General features: G+C 36.1%; 18 protein-coding genes. 8 read left to right on the top strand and 10 right to left on the bottom strand.

Translation table 11 applies throughout. The features are described from left to right. The first annotated feature begins 19 nt into the window (after window positions 1-19). Both A8L32_RS09535 and A8L32_RS09530 read left to right on the top strand, forming a co-directional pair. On the top strand, window positions 20-595 hold the full coding sequence (locus tag A8L32_RS09535) for an L-threonylcarbamoyladenylate synthase (protein WP_066630143.1): 576 nt from the start codon (window positions 20-22) through the stop codon (window positions 593-595). Between the two features lies 1 nt (window position 596). After that, window positions 597-1,019, top strand: coding sequence for an acyl-CoA thioesterase (locus A8L32_RS09530; protein WP_066630141.1), 423 nt, complete (start codon window positions 597-599; stop codon window positions 1,017-1,019). A gap of 52 nt (window positions 1,020-1,071) precedes the next feature. Here the strand turns inward: A8L32_RS09530 and A8L32_RS09525 are convergent, their stop codons facing one another. The 7 genes from A8L32_RS09525 to rplU all read right to left on the bottom strand — a co-directional run bounded on the left by A8L32_RS09525 (window position 1,072) and on the right by rplU (window position 9,273). Then, window positions 1,072-2,670, bottom strand: a complete 1,599-nt coding sequence (locus tag A8L32_RS09525; RefSeq protein WP_066630137.1) for a RagB/SusD family nutrient uptake outer membrane protein — start codon at window positions 2,668-2,670, stop codon at window positions 1,072-1,074. 33 nt (window positions 2,671-2,703) lie between these two features. Then, window positions 2,704-5,817, bottom strand: coding sequence for a SusC/RagA family TonB-linked outer membrane protein (locus A8L32_RS09520; protein ID WP_075590477.1), 3,114 nt, complete (start codon window positions 5,815-5,817; stop codon window positions 2,704-2,706). Window positions 5,818-6,320: 503 nt separating this feature from the next. After that, the gene (gene ruvC / locus A8L32_RS09515) at window positions 6,321-6,875 is read right to left on the bottom strand and encodes a crossover junction endodeoxyribonuclease RuvC (RefSeq protein WP_066630135.1); all 555 of its coding nucleotides are present in this window, start codon (window positions 6,873-6,875) and stop codon (window positions 6,321-6,323) included. A 4-nt stretch (window positions 6,876-6,879) separates the two neighbouring features. Next, entirely contained in the window at window positions 6,880-7,182 is a 303-nt protein-coding gene (locus tag A8L32_RS09510) for a DUF4286 family protein (protein WP_066630131.1), read from the bottom strand. Window positions 7,183-7,247: 65 nt separating this feature from the next. Further along, window positions 7,248-8,522, bottom strand: coding sequence for a serine--tRNA ligase (serS, locus tag A8L32_RS09505; RefSeq protein WP_066630129.1), 1,275 nt, complete (start codon window positions 8,520-8,522; stop codon window positions 7,248-7,250). Window positions 8,523-8,675: 153 nt separating this feature from the next. Beyond that, window positions 8,676-8,939, bottom strand: a complete 264-nt coding sequence (rpmA, locus tag A8L32_RS09500) for a 50S ribosomal protein L27 (protein WP_066630127.1) — start codon at window positions 8,937-8,939, stop codon at window positions 8,676-8,678. Window positions 8,940-8,958: 19 nt separating this feature from the next. Then, window positions 8,959-9,273 carry a 50S ribosomal protein L21 gene (gene rplU, locus A8L32_RS09495; protein WP_066630125.1) on the bottom strand — a complete coding sequence of 105 codons (315 nt, stop codon included), beginning with the start codon at window positions 9,271-9,273 and terminating at the stop codon, window positions 8,959-8,961. Between the two features lie 308 nt (window positions 9,274-9,581). On the opposite strand from rplU, the gene A8L32_RS09490 reads away from it, so the two are divergent. The 4 genes from A8L32_RS09490 to A8L32_RS09475 all read left to right on the top strand — a co-directional run bounded on the left by A8L32_RS09490 (window position 9,582) and on the right by A8L32_RS09475 (window position 13,548). Beyond that, a complete protein-coding gene (locus A8L32_RS09490; protein WP_066630124.1) occupies window positions 9,582-10,178 on the top strand; it encodes a bifunctional nuclease family protein in 597 nt (198 codons plus the stop codon). A gap of 37 nt (window positions 10,179-10,215) precedes the next feature. Then, window positions 10,216-11,613, top strand: a complete 1,398-nt coding sequence (locus A8L32_RS09485) for a NupC/NupG family nucleoside CNT transporter (protein ID WP_066630122.1) — start codon at window positions 10,216-10,218, stop codon at window positions 11,611-11,613. 138 nt (window positions 11,614-11,751) lie between these two features. Then, complete coding sequence (locus tag A8L32_RS09480; protein ID WP_066630120.1) at window positions 11,752-12,795, top strand: DUF4097 family beta strand repeat-containing protein; 1,044 nt, start codon at window positions 11,752-11,754, stop codon at window positions 12,793-12,795. Between the two features lie 117 nt (window positions 12,796-12,912). Next, window positions 12,913-13,548, top strand: a complete 636-nt coding sequence (locus A8L32_RS09475) for a hypothetical protein (protein WP_066630118.1) — start codon at window positions 12,913-12,915, stop codon at window positions 13,546-13,548. Window positions 13,549-13,602: 54 nt separating this feature from the next. On the opposite strand, the gene A8L32_RS09470 is transcribed toward A8L32_RS09475, so the two are convergent. Genes A8L32_RS09470 through lysS form a run of 3 tightly spaced genes read right to left on the bottom strand, consistent with a single transcriptional unit; the run spans window position 13,603 to window position 17,734 of the window. Beyond that, the gene (locus tag A8L32_RS09470; RefSeq protein ID WP_066630113.1) at window positions 13,603-14,940 is read right to left on the bottom strand and encodes a glucose-6-phosphate isomerase; all 1,338 of its coding nucleotides are present in this window, start codon (window positions 14,938-14,940) and stop codon (window positions 13,603-13,605) included. A gap of 33 nt (window positions 14,941-14,973) precedes the next feature. Continuing rightward, the gene (locus A8L32_RS09465) at window positions 14,974-15,969 is read right to left on the bottom strand and encodes an NAD(P)H-dependent glycerol-3-phosphate dehydrogenase (protein WP_066630111.1); all 996 of its coding nucleotides are present in this window, start codon (window positions 15,967-15,969) and stop codon (window positions 14,974-14,976) included. 37 nt (window positions 15,970-16,006) lie between these two features. Then, on the bottom strand, window positions 16,007-17,734 hold the full coding sequence (gene lysS / locus A8L32_RS09460; protein WP_066630109.1) for a lysine--tRNA ligase: 1,728 nt from the start codon (window positions 17,732-17,734) through the stop codon (window positions 16,007-16,009). A 296-nt stretch (window positions 17,735-18,030) separates the two neighbouring features. On the opposite strand from lysS, the gene lipA reads away from it, so the two are divergent. After that, window positions 18,031-18,891, top strand: a complete 861-nt coding sequence (lipA, locus tag A8L32_RS09455; protein WP_066630107.1) for a lipoyl synthase — start codon at window positions 18,031-18,033, stop codon at window positions 18,889-18,891. 6 nt (window positions 18,892-18,897) lie between these two features. After that, window positions 18,898-19,602, top strand: a complete 705-nt coding sequence (gene lipB / locus A8L32_RS09450; protein ID WP_066630105.1) for a lipoyl(octanoyl) transferase LipB — start codon at window positions 18,898-18,900, stop codon at window positions 19,600-19,602. Window positions 19,603-19,746 lie beyond the last annotated feature (144 nt).

Below are 19,746 nucleotides of genomic sequence, written 5' to 3'. Positions count from 1 at the left end.
ACCAATGACCATTTAACTAATGACTGATATAATGACTGACGATATTAAAAAAGCGGTTGAAGTACTTCAGCAAGGAGGTTTGATTCTTTATCCAACGGATACTATTTGGGGGATAGGTTGTGATGCTACCAATGAAGAGGCTGTGAAAAAGGTGTACGCTTTAAAGCAGCGTGAGGACAGTAAAAGCATGTTGGTTTTATTGGGTAACGATGCTAAGCTTAATTCATATGTTGTTGAAGTGCCAGAAATGGCTTGGGATATGATTGAGCTGAGTACAAAACCTATCACCATTATTTATCCAAACGCTAAAAACTTGGCCAAAAATCTATTGGCAGAGGATAAAAGTGTTGGAATTAGAATCACCAAAGAGGAATTCTCGAAAAAGCTTTGCGAAAGATTTAAGAAGCCGATTGTTTCCACTTCAGCTAATATCAGTGGCCAGCCTTCACCTAAATTCTTTGGAGAAATATCTGAGGAAGTAAAAAAAGGTGTAGATTACATAGTAGGGTATAGGCAAGATGAAACTAATAATCCTGCTCCTTCCAGTATAGTTAAACTTGAAGTGGATGGTTTGGTACAAGTTATAAGAGAATAGGATGAGCGAGGAAAAAATTGTATTTAATCACCAAGATTCAATTCAAATAAGATTTAACGATATTGATGGCCTAGGTCATGTCAATAATACTACGCTTCAAGAGTATTTCGATCTTGGTAGGCTAGGCTATTTTAACAAGGTGTTTGATAATAAGGTGAATTGGAGTAAATTTGGAGCTATTGTTGCTTCCATAAAAACCGATTTCATTGCCCCTGTATTTCTTTCAGATTCCTTAATTGTGAAAACAAAAATCACTTCTATCGGAAATAAAAGTATGCAGCTTACCCAGCATGTTTATGATGATAAAGAAATCCTTAAAGCTACCTGTAAATCAGTGATGGTAGGTTTTAATCCACAAAATCATACTTCAATGGTTATTCCTGAGGAATGGAGGAAGAGGATTGGTGTTGTTGAGAAGTGGTAAATAAAAAAGGCCCCCAGAATTGGAGGCCTCAAATACATCACTAATTCTATAGTTACTCTACTAAATTTGGATTTAGTATCAACTCTGTTCCCGGAAGCGGTGTCCACCATTGAGTTTCATCTGCGGGGTCACCAATCATTTCTTCCTCATTGTCCGCTGTTTTTCTATACTCATTTACCTCAGCAATTCTTCTAAGGCGTAATAAGTCCAACCATCTGTTTCCTCCTGTTTCTCCAAGGAACTCATAAGCACGTTCCATAACTATTGCATCAACCAATTCATCCACCACGTCAGCTCCTGAATAATCATCCATAGTATAAGAGTCATCCATCCAGAAACCCATTGGTAATGCTTGTGCTTCAGCCTGAGTAGTTGTTCCTCTTGCAGAGGCTCTTCTCTTAATGTAATTTAAATATCTTTTGGCTTCAGTAAATTCGCTTTTTCTGGCACAAGCTTCTGCATACATTAAGTAAACCTCAGCCGTGCGCATTGCAGGACAGTCATTAGAGGTTTGCCATTTATGCTCAAATCCAGGGTTTCCTTTAATCGTACCATATGAAAACTTAGATACCATAGGATGCTTCCAGGTTTTAATAAATGGCTTGTACTCTTTAGTTGTTTTATCAGTTTTAGTAATTGTATCAGCAATTGTAACTATAGAAAAATGTCTGCGATATCCATCAGGATAAGCGTCTGAAAACTTATGTTCCAGATAACAATCTCCCCAATCGCGCCATTTAAAACCATAATACCTACTCTCGGCCTTTACGGCCCCTGCACCTCTAGTGCACATATGAGAAAATATCATTTCCTTATTTATTTGAGTTGGCTCCTGAAAACAGGCTGCAAAATCATCCGTTAAGGAATACTTTCCTTCATCAATAATTTCCTTTGTTAATCGCTGAACCTCGTCCCATAAAATTATTGTTTCATCGCCAACGATAATAGATGTTAAATCAGTAGGGTATCCTGTCAGCTGCATATAAGTTTTAGCTAAAAAAGCTTTAGCCGCAACTATTGTTGCATGTCCATCTATAGCTTCAGGATTTCCGTCTCTTGCACTATTCAAAAATTTCTCTGCATATTTCAAATCACTTATTACTTGGTTCATTACCTCCTGATAAGGAGTTCTAGATATAGTCAAGTCAAGCTCTGAAGTTAATGGCATCGGAATATTCTTGAAACTAGTGGCTAATCTAAAGTACAACATACCCCTAATGAATCTTGCATTAGCTATTGCATTAGTGGCTTGAGCAGGATCTAGGTTTTCACCATCGCGCTCAACTCCACTAATTAAACTATTACATGCATTTATTGCATCGTAATATAGGTTATAGGTGTTAGCTACCCAGCTATTACCATCGGTTCGAGCAAACTGATCTGCTTCTAGTACAGGTTGTTTGTTACTGCCAGTTCTAGATGTTAGATCGTCAGCTCCGTAGTATGGTGCACATTGATCAAGAGCCCAAGTTCCTCTGTGTACTCTTGCATATATACCAACTACTGCTGGTTCTAGGGCATTTTCAATGGTAAAATAGTTTTCTTCAGGTACTGTCCCTTTTGTATCCAACTCTAATTCTTCGCAACTACTAAGTAGTGTAGCTGATAAGACTATGATTGGAGTAATGTATTTGAATATATTTAGTTTCATATGATTTTTTTTATTTTTTATTGCATATATGTTCTAGAAATTAATTTTAACTCCACCTCTTACTGTTCGAGTTAATGGGTATGAGAAGGCATCAATTCCTGCTTGAGAATCACTCTGTAGATTTGTACTTGATGCTTCGGGATCTAAACCAGTATAGCCTGTGATTGTAAGAACATTGTCCATGCTTGCATAAAATCTAACATTGCCCAATTTAGCTTTGTCGGTAAGCTTTTTGGGTAAGGTGTAGCCCAATGTAATGTTACTTATTTTAAAGAAGCTACCATCTTCAACATGTTGACTGACTAAGTGCTTCATGGATTGGTCGTTACCAACTGGCATTGTTTGTTGGTCAGAGTTTGGGTTATCAGGAGTCCATCTGTCTAGATATTTAGAACTTACAATTCTAGCCTGTTCTTGCATAACACTTTCTGAGTAGTTGTAAATTTCATTTCCTTGCGAACCTACGCATTGTATGTTAAGGTCAACCCCTTTATACATTAAACTTGTATTTAAAGCGTAGGTAAAATCAGGAGAGGCATTACCAATAATCTGACGATCAGAAGCCGTGTATTTTCCATCTTCATTAACATCTTCATATTTAGTTTCTCCTGGTTTAGCTTTATGATACGTAGTTTCTCCCGGTTGCCAAAGGCCAATTTTTTTTAATCCGTAGAAAGACCCCATAGATTCACCTTTTTGAACCACAAACTTAGTTCCTTGTCCCCACATACCAATTGCTTCTTCATTGGCAATAAATATTTGATCTGAATCTCCACCTAGGTCTACTACCTCATTCACATTTCGTGCGATATTGAAGTTAGCATCCCAGTTAAAATCACTATTGTTTATAATATTCCAAGTTATTCCAAGTTCAAAACCTTTGTTGTGAATTTCGGCAACATTATCTGTGTAAGAATTAAAACCAGAATGTCTCGGTATAGATTTTCCAATAATTACATCGGTACTCTGCTTCGAATATAAATCAAGTACAGCAGATAATTTTCCATTCAGTACTGCAATATCAAGACCGAAGTTATACTGTTTTGTTGTTTCCCATTGAATGGCATTATTTGCTGGTGATGCAGGTCTTGTTCCACTTGTTAATTCGCCATACATTGGATAGTATGTTTGGTTTTGGCTTGGAGTTCCATCGATACTTGGTGTAACTACATATGGACCAATAGCAGTATTACCAGTGGCACCAAATCCCGCTCTTAGTTTTAAATTGTGAATAAAGTCTATATCTCTAATAAACGGTTCTTCTGATGCTCTCCAAGCAAAAGCTGCTGATGGGAAGTATCCCCAGCGAGTATCCTCACTAAATACAGAGGTTCCATCCGCACGAACAGAGGCAGTAAATAAATATTTATCTGCAAAACTATAGTTTGCACGACCCATCCAAGATCTCATGGCTAGCTGGTAGTAATTTGAAACTGTACTAAGTGGCTTTTTACCGTTTCCTAACAAGTACCACTCATTAGCTAATGTTGAAAGCTCCCCAACGGAACCTGTCATGTTGCGATTAACGGTCTTTGAATATTCGTATACCCCTGAAACCTTTAAATGGTGTCTGCCAAAGTCATTTTCGTAAGTTAAAATATCAGTATTCATCCATCTTACATTTCTTCCATACCTTTGTTGAGCAGTTATATTTTCTGAAGGTACTTTTATCCATGTCTCCAAAGCTCTAGAGCCACTATAGGTAGAGTTGTAACTACCTGAATTGGAAATAAACAATGTTAAATTGGCTCCTAGATCAAACGTTAAATCCAGATTAGAAATAACCCTATCGCTAAAACTTTCTTGATTCTGACGAATCCTATGTAGAGGACTATCATCGCCTCCAGCTTGGTATGTACCATTGAAGTTGTCGTCATCATTAGGGTCGATAATATCACCTATTTGATATTTATTTTTACCAAATTCATCCACGGCTTGATACCTATCAATATTGTCAGCAGTGATGTATGGTTCCCATAATTGTGGATGTATTGTTCCCATCCCAATTACGTTATTTCTTCCTCCAGTGCCACGTCCATTAGCTTGCGATTTAGTACTAGTTCCATATGTATTAAATACTAAATCAATTTTGTCGGATAAAGCAGCTTTAATGTTAGACCTAACTGCAGCGCGTTTATAAAAAGAGTTTTTGATTACTCCTTTTTCGTCATTGTAGTTTGCTGAGAAATAATACTGAATCTTTTCTGATCCACCGGTGGCATTAAAACTGTAGTTTTGCGTTACTCCTTGTTGAGTTAGTAGGTCAGTCCAATCAGTTGCTTTTCTTTCGCCGGTTCTATAAAGATTAATGAAGCCTTCATCAAAAGCTGGATCTTTATCTCCAGCAATGTCTTGCTCGTTCATTAGTAACATTTGGTCAACTGCTGATAATCTATTATACTCATTAATCATAGTGCTGACACCTGCATTCGCATCAAAAGAAAATTTAAACTTGCCTGCTTTGGGAGTATTTGTTGTGATAAGGACTACACCATTTGCGCCACGAGAACCATATACAGCGGTAGCAGAGGCATCCTTTAATACATCAATTGTAGCAATATCACTAGGGTTTATTGTAGTAATATCTGCGCCTATAAACCCATCAATTACATATAGAGGCTCATTGCTATAGTTAATAGAAGCCCCTCCACGAATACGAATTTTCATCTTCTGACCTGGTGCGCCGGTGGTTTGTTGTACCGAAACTCCTGCGATTTTTCCTTGTAGACCGGCATCTAATGATGTAATTGGTTGTGCTAACAATTTATCTGCAGATACTGAACCTACCGAACCTGTAACGTCTCTTTTTTTAACGACTCCATAACCAACGGCAACAACTTCATCTAATGAGATTAAGTCTGGTTGTAATACAATATCAATATTGCTTTGACCTGCAATCGCAACTTGTTGCATTGCATAACCAATAAAAGAGACTGCTAATGTAGCTTCACTTGGTACACTAAGAGAGTACTTACCATCAATGTCGGTAATAGTACCAGTGGATGTACCAACTACTGCTACGGATACTCCAGGGAGTGGATCCCCATTACTACCATCGGTTACTTTACCCGATACCTGAATGCTTTGAGCATGCATAAATGCAAAACTCAGGAAGCATAACATTAAACTTAATAGGCTTTTTTTCATACTTTAATTTTTAAGGTTGTATTTAATAGTGCTATAGTTTTTAAAATTCAATTTCATTAATTGCATATGTTAATTAGGTATAATGTTTTGGGGTGTTTTAAAAAAGTTAAATAATGTTACAATTGAATTTAATATTTTTATCAATACGAATTGTGCTTTTCAGTAATGTTTATAGTTTTGTGTGCTGATATTTACTATTCTATGTTCTGTAAGAGTCAGTAAGAGAGGTGTTAGGGTATCGTGAGTTTTAATTGGAAAGATTCAGATTGTGTATAATATATAATACTGAGGTGTACAATTTTACCCTAAATCATAATGTATTATTTCCTGAACAAAGTCAAAGAATGTTAAATATTTGGCCTTTGAGTATATTTAATTGTATTAATGTGTAAAAAATGACAGGGTAAACTTTTAGTTTGCTATGAACATAATCGTGATGAAGTGATTAGTATTGACACTTTAGAAAGAAGGGAATGTAAATAACTGCTGCTGAGCTTAGAAAATTATTTTTTAACCCGATTGGGGTTTTTGCTCATAAAATCCTTCCAGGTCTTAGGTCCTTTTTCAGCTTTTAAATTTTGATTTTGGAAGAAATGACATAAGGCAGCGGCTACGCCATCGGTGGCATCAAGGTATTTGGGCTGTGCTTCAATTTTTAGATAGCGCGAAAGAAAATTGGCTACCTGTTCTTTGCTTGAACCTCCATTACCCGTTATAGCTTGTTTGATTTTAAGAGGAGCGTATTCAAATACGGGTAAGTCTCTGGATAGAGCAGCGGCCATGGCAACTCCTTGTGCACGGCCAAGCTTTAGCATAGATTGTACGTTTTTACCAAAGAAAGGGGCTTCAATGGCTAACTCGTCGGGATGATAGTTGTCGCATAATCGTACAACAGTATCGTATATTTTCCTTAGTTTAATATAATGGTTGTCGTACTTTTGAAGTTCAAGAACACCCATTGAAACTAAAGATGGTTTATTGCCTATTATCTTTAGAATACCGTACCCCATTACAGTTGTACCAGGGTCGATTCCTAATATAATACGCTCCTTTACCACGTAATTATTGTAAAGATTTTAAAATGGTGCTGAAGTATAATACATCCTGACCAAATTCGGAACTCATCTGGCCTAATACAACAGGAGATTGTTTGTTGATGATTTCTAAGTCATCTGGAGTACTCACTTTCCATTGAACAGATACTGTTCTTTCCTTCTGCTCTTCAGCCGTCATTACTTCGTAAATGCCCACTTCACACTTAGGAACAACAGTTTTAATTAAAGGCTTATAAGTCCCCTTTAACCATTTTTCCCACTGGTTAAATTTAGCGGGTGCAATTACAAACGTAGTATTAAATACAAACATGAATTTTAATATTCTATATGGATATGGCTCTTTAAGATAACCTCCTAAAGAGCCAATCGTATTATTTATTTAATGATATCAAAACCGCAATAAGGTACAAGTACCTCAGGAATTTTAATTCCTTCTGCAGTTTGGTTGTTTTCTAAAATAGCGGCCAATATTCGAGGCAAAGCTAAAGCACTTCCGTTTAAGGTATGCACTAACTCTGGCTTCTTCATATCCTTACCTTTAAATCTACACTTTAAACGGTTGGCTTGGTAATTCTCAAAGTTGGATACAGAACTAACTTCTAACCATCGCTCTTGAGCAGCAGAATATACCTCAAAGTCAAAAGTTAAGGCTGAGGTAAAACTGATGTCTCCTCCGCATAGTCTTAAGATTCGGTATGGTAAGCCTAGCTTGTTGACTAAGCTTTCTACATGAGCAACCATGCTATCTAAAGCTTCGTATGATTTATCAGGATGCGAGATTTGTACAATCTCCACTTTATCGAACTGATGTAAGCGATTTAAACCACGTACATGTGCTCCCCACGAACCAGCCTCACGACGGAAGCAAGGAGTATAAGCCATGTTTTTTAAAGGAAGCTCCTCCTCTTTTACCACTTCATCTCTATATATATTGGTAACAGGTACTTCTGCGGTAGGAATTAAATATAAATTATCCGCTGTTGCGTGATACATCATTCCTTCTTTATCAGGTAATTGCCCTGTTCCAAAACCAGAATCTTCGTTTACTAATATTGGAGGAAGTACCTCATTGTAACCTGCTTTTTCACCTTCATCTAAAAAGAAATTAATTAAAGCACGTTGTAATCTTGCACCCTTACCTTTGTAAACAGGAAATCCAGCACCAGTAATTTTAGTTCCTAGTTTAAAATCAATGATATCGTATTTTTCAATTAAGTCCCAATGTGGAGCTTTTTCTCCTTCAACTTCTTTAATTACACCACCTTCTTTAATAACCACATTGTCTTCATCGCTATTTCCTTCAGGAACACTTGGGTGAGGTATGTTAGGAAGTTTCACTACTTCAATATCCAGTGATGAAGTTGCTTCGTTCAACTGGTTGTTTAATTCTTTAATTTGCTCTTTTAAATCTGCAGTTTTTGCTTTGGCCTCGTTTGCTTCCTGGGCCTTACCTTGTTTAAATAACATTCCAATTTCCTTGGAAAGTGTATTCATCTCGGCTTGCTTTTGGTCTACCTCACCTTGAGTAGATCTACGCAAATCGTCAAGTTCTATCACTTTTTCAACTACCTCAGCGGCATCAAAACGTTTTATTTTAAGACGGTTAATAATTTCGTCTTTGTTTTCGCGAATAAATTTTAGCGTAAGCATTATATGGTGTATAATTTATTGTTGATTAGTCTTCTTATCAAAGACTTAAAAATAGCGGTTTCTCAGGGTACTAATTAGGATAAAAAAAAATCTCCTGAATCCGTTACGAAAGTAACAAAAACAGGAGACTCTTAAAATCTTTACAAATCTTTTTTACTCAGCAGCGAAAGGCTCAACTGATACGTAAGATTTGTCGTTTCTTTTTTTACGGAATGTTACTGTTCCCTCAATAAGTGCAAATAAAGTATGATCTTTTCCCATACCTACGTTGTCACCAGGGTGATGCTGAGTTCCTCTTTGACGAACAAGGATGTTTCCAGCTTTAGCGGCCTGACCACCAAAAATTTTAACACCTAAACGTTTACTTTCGGACTCTCTACCGTTTTTCGAACTACCGACTCCTTTTTTATGTGCCATCTTATTCTAATTTTTTTAATTATCCAACTAAAATGTCTTCAACCTGAATTTGAGTAAATTGTTGACGGTGACCGTTTTTCTTCTTATAACCTTTTCTTCTTTTCTTTTTGAAAACGATTACTTTATCACCTTTAACATGAGAAAGTACCTTAGCGGTAACTTTAGCGCCATCTACAACAGGAGCTCCTACTTGAACAGTTCCATCATTGTCGATTAACATTACTTTTTCAAATTCAACAGCTGCACCTTCTTCTTGAGCAAGACGGTGTACATAAATTTTGCTGTCTTTTTCTACTTTAAATTGCTGACCTGCAATATCTACAATCGCGTACATCACAAATTGTTTAAAAATTTCATCCAGAAGGCGAGCTTATTCTCTAATAATTAGCTACTTTATCAGGCCTTGCGAGAATTATTGGAGTGCAAAAGTAGACATTAATTTTGTTCTTGCAAAAATATTTGATTTAAAAGTGTGAAATTCAGATTGATTAGGAAATATTTATACGGTATTACAAGTGGTAAGATGAGCAAAAATACCCAAGTTATTAGGGGTGCATGCATAAACTTTGTTAAAAACATTTTGTTATATTTGTTCTTAGTAAATGTACAATAAAACGAGTCTTCGAACCACGAAGTTAGTCTATGAGCAAAAAGAAAATTAAACTAAATATACTTGGCTTATCCTATAGCCAAACTCAATCTGGCGCTTATGCGTTAGTTCTTGCCGAGGAAGATGGGGAAAGAAGAATTCCAATTATTATTGGAGGTGTAGAGGCACAATCTATTGCGATTAAGCTAGAGGGACTAGAGCCACCTCGTCCATTAACACACGATTTATTCTTGAATTATTCTAAAGCCTTTGATATTGAAATTATCGAGGTAGTTATTTATAAACTGGAGGAAGGTATCTTTTATTCTGAGTTAGTTTGTAAAAAGGAAGGTGAACAAGTAAGGATAGATTCAAGAACCTCGGATGCGGTTGCATTATCATTACGTTTTAATTGCCCTATTTATACTTACGAATCTATTATTGAATCGGCAGGTATTGTTCTGGATGTTAATAAAGACCAGGAAATTGAGTTAGATGTAGACGAACAAGCAGCTAAAGGTGGTGAATCTAAATACACTAAAAAATCGCTGGATGATTTAAATAAGTTGTTGGATGAGGCTATCGGAAACGAAGACTATGAAAAGGCTTCGGATATTAGAGATGAAATTCAACGACGAAGTGCTTCTTAATAGCTTGTTTTAAGATTAATAATTACACCCAACTTACATGATTAAAAAGGCAGTACCTATCATTGCTATGCTATTGTTGGCAATAGCACAACCCTCTTTTGCTGACTCCGCTATTGATACCTCTCAAAGTTCAGGAATTTCGGCTATAAGTATTATACGTGGAATTATAGGAATGTGCGTTCTAATTGGAATCGCTTGGGTTTTTAGTTCTAACAGGAAAGCCATTAATTGGAAGGTAGTAGGTGTAGGTATATCTATTCAGCTTGTATTAGCTATATCTATTTTAAATATTCCATTTGTACAATCTATTTTTGAGTTTGTAAGTAAAATATTCGTTCAGGTACTTAATTTTACCGAAGCAGGAACCGCTTTTCTATTTAAAAGTTTTGGCTCAGGAGTGATTGAGTCGCCATTAGTGAATTTTGCAATAACTATTCTGCCAACTATTATCTTTTTTTCAGCCCTGACCAGTTTATTATTTTATTATGGGATTATTCAAAAAGTGGTTTATGTTTTAGCACTAGCTATGACAAAGCTATTGAGATTGTCTGGAGCCGAGAGTCTTTCTGTAGCAGGAAATATTTTTTTAGGGCAGACAGAGTCGCCCTTAATGATTAAGGCATATTTGGATAAAATGAATCGCTCTGAAATGCTATTGGTTATGTCTGGAGGAATGGCCACTTTAGCAGGTGGTGTTTTAGCGGTTTATATTAAAATACTTGGTGGAGGTGACCCTGTGCAGGAAGTAATGTATGCCAAACATCTTTTAGCAGCTTCTATTATGGCAGCTCCAGGCGTAGTAGTTATTTCAAAGATATTAATTCCTCAAACTGAAAAAATAGATAACGAGGTTAATGTAAGTCAGGAGAAAATTGGCAAAAATGTTTTAGATGCTATCTCTAATGGAACAACAGAAGGACTTAAGTTAGCTGTTAATGTTGGAGCTATGTTATTGGTCTTTATTTCCTTTATAGCTATGGCCAACTATATTTTCCTTAAAATTGGATATTATTCAGGGTTAAACGAGGTAATTGCAAGTGCTACGGGTGGAGACTACACTGAACTAAGCCTTCAGTTTTTATTAGGCTACTTTTTCTCGCCATTGATGTGGTTAATTGGCGTTTGCGCCGAAGATATTGATTTAGTAGGAAGAGTACTTGGTGAGAAACTTATTATGACTGAGTTTATTGGCTACGTAAGCCTTGGTGAGATGAAAGAAGCTGGTATTTTTGCGCAACAAAAATCAATTTATATAGCGACTTATGTGCTTTGTGGATTTGCTAATTTTGCTTCCATTGGAATTCAGATTGGAGGAATTGGAGCCATCGCCCCAAAACAACGTGTTACTTTAACTCAACTGGGTGTTAAAGCCCTTCTTGCAGGTACTTTAGCTTCTTTGCTTTCGGCCACCATTGTCGGAATGATATTGGGATAGAAATATTTTATTTATATAGATGAGTGGGAGACTGGCTGTGCTATGCAGATAGTCTCCCATTTATTTTTTAACAGCTTTTGTAACTTATACTTATCTATAGGCGTCTCACCTAATATCTATAACATTAACTTAATTATCATGAAGAATTTAAAAACTTATTTAGCGTTGGCAGTGGTGATGCTTACCATGAATAGCTGCTTTATAAACGAGGTTACGGGGCAAGCAAACATTGTAATTGATCAGGCAGAAAAGGACTTTGATAATATTGCTACAGTAGTTGTAAAAGGTGCGTTTTGTGCTGTTAATATTGATAGTCATAGTTCCAATACGGTTGCTTTTAAAGGCGAAATAAAAGCCAATAAACAACGCGATGATATCAAGATAAGATATGAAGAAAATGGATCTACACTAGAGGTTTGGATCGATAAGCCGAATTCGTACAGAGGTTCGTTTAAAGGAATGCTTGACTTTAAGGTTCCAGGCAATACAAATATTACCGTAAAGAATTCCTCGGGTAGTGTTTATGTAGCCAATATTGGTCAAAGCATCGTTGATTTGTCCGCAAGTTCAGGAAGTGTAAAGGCTGAAAATATTGATAGTAACCTAAAGGTTTCTGCAAGTTCAGGTAGCATTAAAGCAATTAATATTAGTGGTAACTTAACTTCAACTTGTTCTTCGGGTAGTCAGTATTTATCTAAAATTGGTGGAGAAACTAGAGCGACTTGTTCCTCAGGAAGTATTAAGATGGAGGATATTAAGGGTAATGTGACTACTACGTGCTCATCTGGATCACAAAACATAAAAATGATTGCAGGAAATGTAAAAGCAACAGCATCTTCTGGTAGTTTAAATATTTCTGGAATCAAAGGTGATGTTACTGCTAAGGCCAGTTCTGGAAGCATCAAGTTAAGAGATATTGAAGGAGCGCTAAAGGTAAATACATCGAGTGGAGGTCAGTATGGTGAAAATATTTCTTTAACAGGGAATTCGTCTTTCAAATCTTCATCGGGTGGTATTAAAATGGGGTTGACCAATGGATCGGAAGAATTATCTTTTGATTTGACAGCCTCTTCTGGTGGTTTGCAGGCCAAAGGAACCAACGGTAAAAAGAAATTGAAAATTGATAAAGGTGGTATCTTAATAACTGGAGTAAGCTCTTCGGGTGGACAAAAGTATTACTAGTAAAATCCTATCGGAATAATATATTTAAGCTACTCTTGGGTAGCTTTTTTTATACCTGAAATTGTGATAATCTTGAATAAATAATTACCTTGTTTGGCGTCACATAACAGGTTATTTATGGGTTCATTTGACTATTCTATTAATTATCAATTAGATTCAGATTTTCAGGAAGACGGTGCTTGTAAGTTTATTAATAATTTTAAGGCTGAAATATTTGTTCAAAAATCGTCAGGTACTCCACTTAAAGTGGGACGTTTTAATTTTTCAATTGTTTTGGTAAATCAAATTATTGAACTCAATAAAAGTCCTTTGGATGTTTTGCAGGAACAAGAAGAGTTGATTCATATCTGTTCTAAATTTATAAGGCTTGATAATGGTCAATTTTTAAATGACATCAATGCGGAGCAAAAGGGAAATTTGTGTATTATTCATGACTTGGATTTACTTCCTGGTTTTAGAGGAAAGGGAATTGGAGTTTATACGCTTACCGACTTTCTATGTCGATTTAAGTCGATGTTTTCTACCTTATGCATTCAGGTTGTGCCGTTTCAAACTTCTGTTACTAAAAGAAAAAGAATAGTGGGTGAAAACTTGGATGACTTTACCAAATCAATGCGTTATGAGGATGGTTCATTTGACGAGGAAACGGTACAATTAAAGTTGTACGCTTTTTTTCAGAAATTAGGCTTTTCCTATTATAAAGACAACTTATTTTATTTAAATACTGCGGAAATGTCGCTAGCGCGATTATAAAAAAAGCCCGAAGAAATATATCCTCGGGCTTGTATATCTGTAGATAATGAAGTTCTATAACTTCGCTTTTAATGCTGCAGTTTCAGCTTCAAAACCTGGCTTTTCTAATAAAGCGAACATGTTTTTCTTGTAAGCCTCTACTCCTGGCTGATCAAATGGATTTACATCTAAAATGTAACCACTGATACCACAAGCAATCTCAAAGAAATATAATAATTGACCCAGGTAATACTCGTTTAACTCAGGAATTTCAACTTTAATGTTTGGAACACCACCATCAACGTGAGCTAATAAAGTACCTAACTCAGCCATTTTATTTACATAGTCCACACGTTTTCCAGCTAAAAAGTTTAGACCATCTAAGTCAGCAGCATCAGTGGGTACTTCAACTTTTCTGTTGGCGTTAGAAACAGTAACAATAGTTTCAAAGATGTTTCTTACACCTTCCTGAATCCATTGACCCATTGAGTGAAGATCAGTAGAAAAATCAACAGCAGCAGGGAAAATTCCTTTTTCTTCTTTTCCTTCGCTCTCTCCGTAAAGTTGTTTCCACCACTCAGCAACAAAGTGAAGCTTTGGTTGGTAGTTTACTAAAATCTCAGTCCCTTTACCGTTTCTGTAAAGCTCGTTACGTACAGCAGCATAAGTTGCAGCAGCACTATTCTCGCCTTCTTCAGCAGTAATTTTTTCCATGTCCTGAGCTCCTTTTACCAAAGCACGTACATCAATACCTGCTACAGCAATAGGTAATAAACCAACTGGAGTTAATACTGAAAAACGACCACCAACATCATCAGGAATAACGTAAGTTTTATATCCTTTTTGGTCAGCTAAAGTTCTTAATGCACCTTTTTTAGCATCTGTAATAGCAACAATACGATCTTTTGCTTCTTCAGCAGAATACTTGCTCTCTAATAAATCCTTTAATAAACGGAATGCCAATGCAGGTTCAGTAGTAGTTCCTGATTTAGAAATAGCTACTAAAGCAAAAGATTTATCTTTTAAAAGATCTAATAATTCAGCGGTGTAATCTTCACCGATATTTTGACCTGCGTATACTACAACAGGATTTTTTCTATCCGTAATTAAGTGATCAAAGCTATTTGACATGGCGTCGATAACAGCTCTGGCTCCTAGGTAACTTCCTCCAATACCGATTACAACAACGATGTCGGCTTTTGATTTTAAGCTAGCAGCTGTAGCTTCAATATCGGCTAATTGAGCATCGTCAATGCTTGTTGGAAGGTTTACCCAACCTAAAAAGTCGTTTCCTCTTCCTGACTTTTCGTATAAGGATTTCAGGTGAGAGGCAACCTCACTTTTGTATCCGTTCACTTTCTCTTCCGATACAAAATCGAAAGTTCTCGAGATATCAATTTTTAAGTTTTCCATTGTGAAATTGATTTTATGAATAAGGACTATTAATTATCGTAGGTTTTCGGTTAATAACCGAATTTCAATTGATGGTGAAATACGTTCGTAGATAATGTTGTATACCGCGTCGGTAATAGGCATATTAACCTTGTACTTTTCGTTGATTTCTTTAATGCTTTTAACGGCATAATATCCCTCGGCAATCATCAACATTTCCATTTGGGCATATTTTACTGAGTAACCTTTACCAATCATGGTTCCAAAGGTACGGTTACGGCTAAACTGAGAGTATCCTGTTACCAATAAATCGCCTAAATAAGCTGAGCTTTTTATGTCGCGAGTAATCGGATGCACCGTGTCTACAAAGCGTTTAATTTCCTGAATACCATTAGACATCAGCACCGCCTGAAAGTTGTCTCCATATCCCATACCGTGACAAATACCTGAAGCAACTGCCATAATATTTTTCAATACAGCGGCAAACTCGGTTCCGTAGATATCGTCAGACACAGATGTTTTAATGTATCCGCAACTTAAAAATGAAGCGAAAGCGCGTGCTTTCTTAACATCCTGTGACGCGATAGTTAAATAGGATAAGCGTTCAAGGGCTACCTCCTCTGCGTGACAAGGGCCCGATATTACACCTATATTATCAAGGGGTACCTTATAAAACTCGTTTAAAAAAGTACCCACTATCATATTTTCTTCAGAAACTAACCCTTTAACTGCCGATACAACATATTTATCTTTAAGAGATACAGACAGTTCGCTAAAAGTATTTTTAACAAAGGCAGATGGGATGGCAATGATTAAAACATCACTTTCTTCCACAATATGGTTGATGTCAGAATAAAAGTTAACCTTATCTGTTTCAAAATCAACGCTAGTTAAATAATTGGGATTATGGCCGTGCTTCCTAAACTTTTTTATGTGCTTAGGATTTCGAAAATACCAATTAAATTCGAGTACATTGTTTGTGAGCATTTTAGCTATAGCTGTAGCCCAACTCCCACTACCAATTATACCAACTCTAGATGATTCGTCCATATTTTGTGCTTATCCGCCTTAAAATTAAGATTTCCGCTTAAGCTAACCAAGCTTTAACGTCATCTTGCGATGGATTCTTATATCCTAATTTATTCTTTTTGTTATATCCACACATTTCTTGATGCAACTTAGTAGGCTTAACCTCTTTTACTGCATCCACTTTTTTGTAGCCCAATTTAATGATTACTTCGGCCCATTCTTGTGCCATTCCCAGTTCTACATATTTTTCTGGTCCATCAGCTTCCACTTTTTTCTCAGGGCGCATTTGAGGGAATAAAAGAACTTCTTGAATAGACTGTTGGTTAGTCATTAGCATAGCTAAACGATCTACACCAATTCCCATACCAGATGTAGGAGGCATACCATACTCTAAAGAACGAACAAAGTCCATATCAATAAACATAGCTTCGTCATCTCCTTTTTCAGATAGCTTTAACTGATCTTGGAAACGATCTAATTGGTCGATTGGGTCATTTAACTCAGAATAAGCATTAGCCAATTCTTTACCATTCACCATCAACTCAAAGCGTTCTGTTAACTCAGGATTTTCGCGGTGTTTTTTACAAAGAGGCGACATCTCAACAGGATAATCCGTAATAAATGTAGGTTGTATATAACTACCTTCACATTTCTCACCAAAAATCTCATCAATCAACTTTCCTTTACCCATTGATGGATCTGTTTCAATACCTAAGTCAGCACACACTTTAAACAGTTGCTCTTCATTCATTCCATTAATATCCACACCAGTGTGTTCCTGAATAGAATCAATCATAGAGATGCGTTTGAAAGGACGCTTGAAATCAATCTCTTTATCGCCCACCTGTACTTTAGTTGTACCGTGTAATGCAAGAGCTACTTTTTCAATCATCTCTTCCGTGAAATTCATCATCCACTTATAATCTTTATAAGCCACGTAAATTTCCATTACCGTAAATTCCGGATTATGGGTTCTGTCCATTCCTTCGTTACGGAAATCTTTAGCAAACTCGTAAACACCATCAAATCCACCAACAATTAATCGTTTTAAATAAAGTTCGTTGGCAATTCTTAAATATAATGGGATGTTAAGTGCATTGTGGTGCGTTTCAAACGGACGTGCCGAAGCTCCACCTGGTATAGCTTGCAAAATCGGAGTTTCTACCTCCATATATCCTTTGTCATTAAAGAAATCGCGCATCGTATTGATGATTTTCGTTCTCTTTAAAAAGGTATCTTTTACTTGATCGTTCACAATTAAATCAACATAACGCTGACGGTAACGTAATTCAGGATCAGTAAAAGCATCGTATGTTTTACCATCTTTCTCTTTTACAATAGGAAGTGGCTTTAACGATTTAGTTAATACTTTAAACTCTTTTACATAAACCGAAGTTTCGCCCATTTGTGTTTTAAACACATATCCGCGAATACCAATGATATCACCAATATCTAATAACTTTTTAAATACGGTATTATACATGGTTTTGTCGTCACCTTCGCAAATATCATCGCGGCGGAAATATAATTGAATGCGGCCTTGTTGATCCTTGATTTCAGCAAAAGAAGCATTTCCCATAATTCTACGGCTCATAATTCTACCAGCCATAGTAATATCTTTCAAACCTTCCTCTTCCTCGTTTGCTTCGAACTGTTTCTTTATATCTTCCGAATAGTGGGTTATCTCGAATTCATCCGCAGGGAATGCATTTATTCCCAATTTGTTTAATTCTTCCAGACTATTTCGTCTGATTAATTCCTGTTCGCTTAGTTCAACGGCACTCATACCAATTATTATCTATTAAATATTTTTAAAGATTCTCAAAGAAAAAACACCATCAAAAGCACATTTTCAATGAGATAGCATTAACTATAACAAGTAAAAATTATAGAAAAATCGATGCAAAGATAATCAATAACCTTTAATATTGAAGATATATAACATATAGGCAATGAACTTTAACTTATTTTTTAATGTTTATTGGTGATATTGATGCAGTGAAGAAAGCATAAACCTAATATTTTTCATAGGTAAAAGTCGATAGATTAATTAATATTGTAGGCATAATTATTCAGAGTGAGATGAAGATAAGAACTAAAAAACCAGATTGGTTAAAAATACAACTTCCCAATACCGAAGATTATAAATGGATGAATCAAACCATCCGAGATAATAAATTACATACTATTTGTACCAGCGGAAAATGTCCCAATGCAGCTGAGTGCTGGAGCGCGGGTACGGCAACATTTATGATATTGGGAGATATCTGTACCAGAGCATGTAAGTTTTGTAATGTGAAAACCGGTAAACCATTAGCCGTTGATGTAAAAGAACCGTTACGAATTGCACGTTCTATTAAAATCATGAAACTCAAGCATGCGGTTATTACTTCGGTAGATCGTGATGATTTAGAGGATGGTGGTGCTAATATTTGGCACGAAACCATTTTAAAGGTGAAAGAAACAAATCCTAACACCACGCAGGAGGTTTTAATTCCTGATTTTAATGGACTTCATCATCTAATACAAAAAGTGATTGATGCAAAACCAGAGGTTATTTCGCACAATTTAGAAACGGTGAGAAGGATTACGCCTATTATTAGGAGTAGAGCCAAATATGACTTAAGTTTAGATGTACTTAAATATATTTCGGATGCTGGTGTGGTTGCTAAAACTGGCATTATGGTAGGTATTGGCGAAAAAGAAGAAGAGGTTTTTCAAACTATGAAAGACGCTTATGCTTCAGGTGTAAAGGTGTTTACTATTGGGCAATATTTACAGCCAAGTAAAGAGCATTTACCAGTGGAAGAATATGTAACACCTGAGCAATTTGCCAAATACGAGAAGTTTGGTTTAGAATTGGGTTTTAAGTACGTTGAGAGTGGTCCGATGGTCCGTTCTTCTTATCATGCCGAAAAACACATTAATGCATTAAAAGATTAAGTTATTATGAATGCAAAAACTCAGTTTGAAGATTTAGGCTCTGTAGAATATAAAAAGGCTTGGGATTATCAGGAAGAAAATTTTAATGCCATTATTGATACCAAGCTTTTTAATCGTGAGAATGCTGATAAGCCTAAAGAAATAACTCATAAGTTACTTTTTTGTGAGCATCCTCATGTTTATACTTTAGGTAAAAGTGGTGCGGTCAATAATCTTTTAATAAATGATGCGTTTTTAAAGCAGATAAATGCCACTTATTATAAAAGTAATAGAGGTGGAGATATTACCTATCATGGACCAGGCCAAATTGTGGGTTATCCTATTTTTGATTTGGAAGAATTGGGATTAACTGTAAAAAGTTATATTCACCTGTTGGAAGAATCTATCATCAATTGTATAGCCGAATATGGAATAAAAGGTGCTAGATTAGATGGTGCAACTGGGGTTTGGTTAGATACTGATGTGCCTGGAAAGTCGCGTAAGATTTGTGCTATTGGAGTAAAGGCAAGTAGATATGTGAGCATGCATGGATTTGCCTTAAACGTAAATACCGATTTAAGTTATTTTAATCATATTAATCCTTGTGGATTTGTCGACAAAGGTGTTACTTCTTTACAGAAAGAGCTTGGAGAGGAGCAAAATTTCGAGGAAATTAAGCGAAAGCTATTAGGACATATACAACGTGTGTTTGAATTAAAAATTAACATTTAATTAACCTGCTAATTGTTTGATACTGGTTTGGTTTACCTCCTTACCAATCGCAATCGCTTGTAAAATCAATATATTAAACGGTATCGAGCTTTGAAAATCCATTTTTTTTAGGAAAATTTAACCTCGCAAAAAAGGCCTCAATTA

Origin of the sequence: Labilibacter marinus (genome assembly GCF_001659685.2) — a bacterium.
In the GTDB taxonomy this organism is placed as follows: Bacteria; Bacteroidota; Bacteroidia; order Bacteroidales; family Marinilabiliaceae; genus Saccharicrinis; species Saccharicrinis marinus.
The sequence above is the reverse complement of the archived record's forward strand: the minus strand, read 5'-3'. Positions and strand labels throughout refer to the sequence as shown.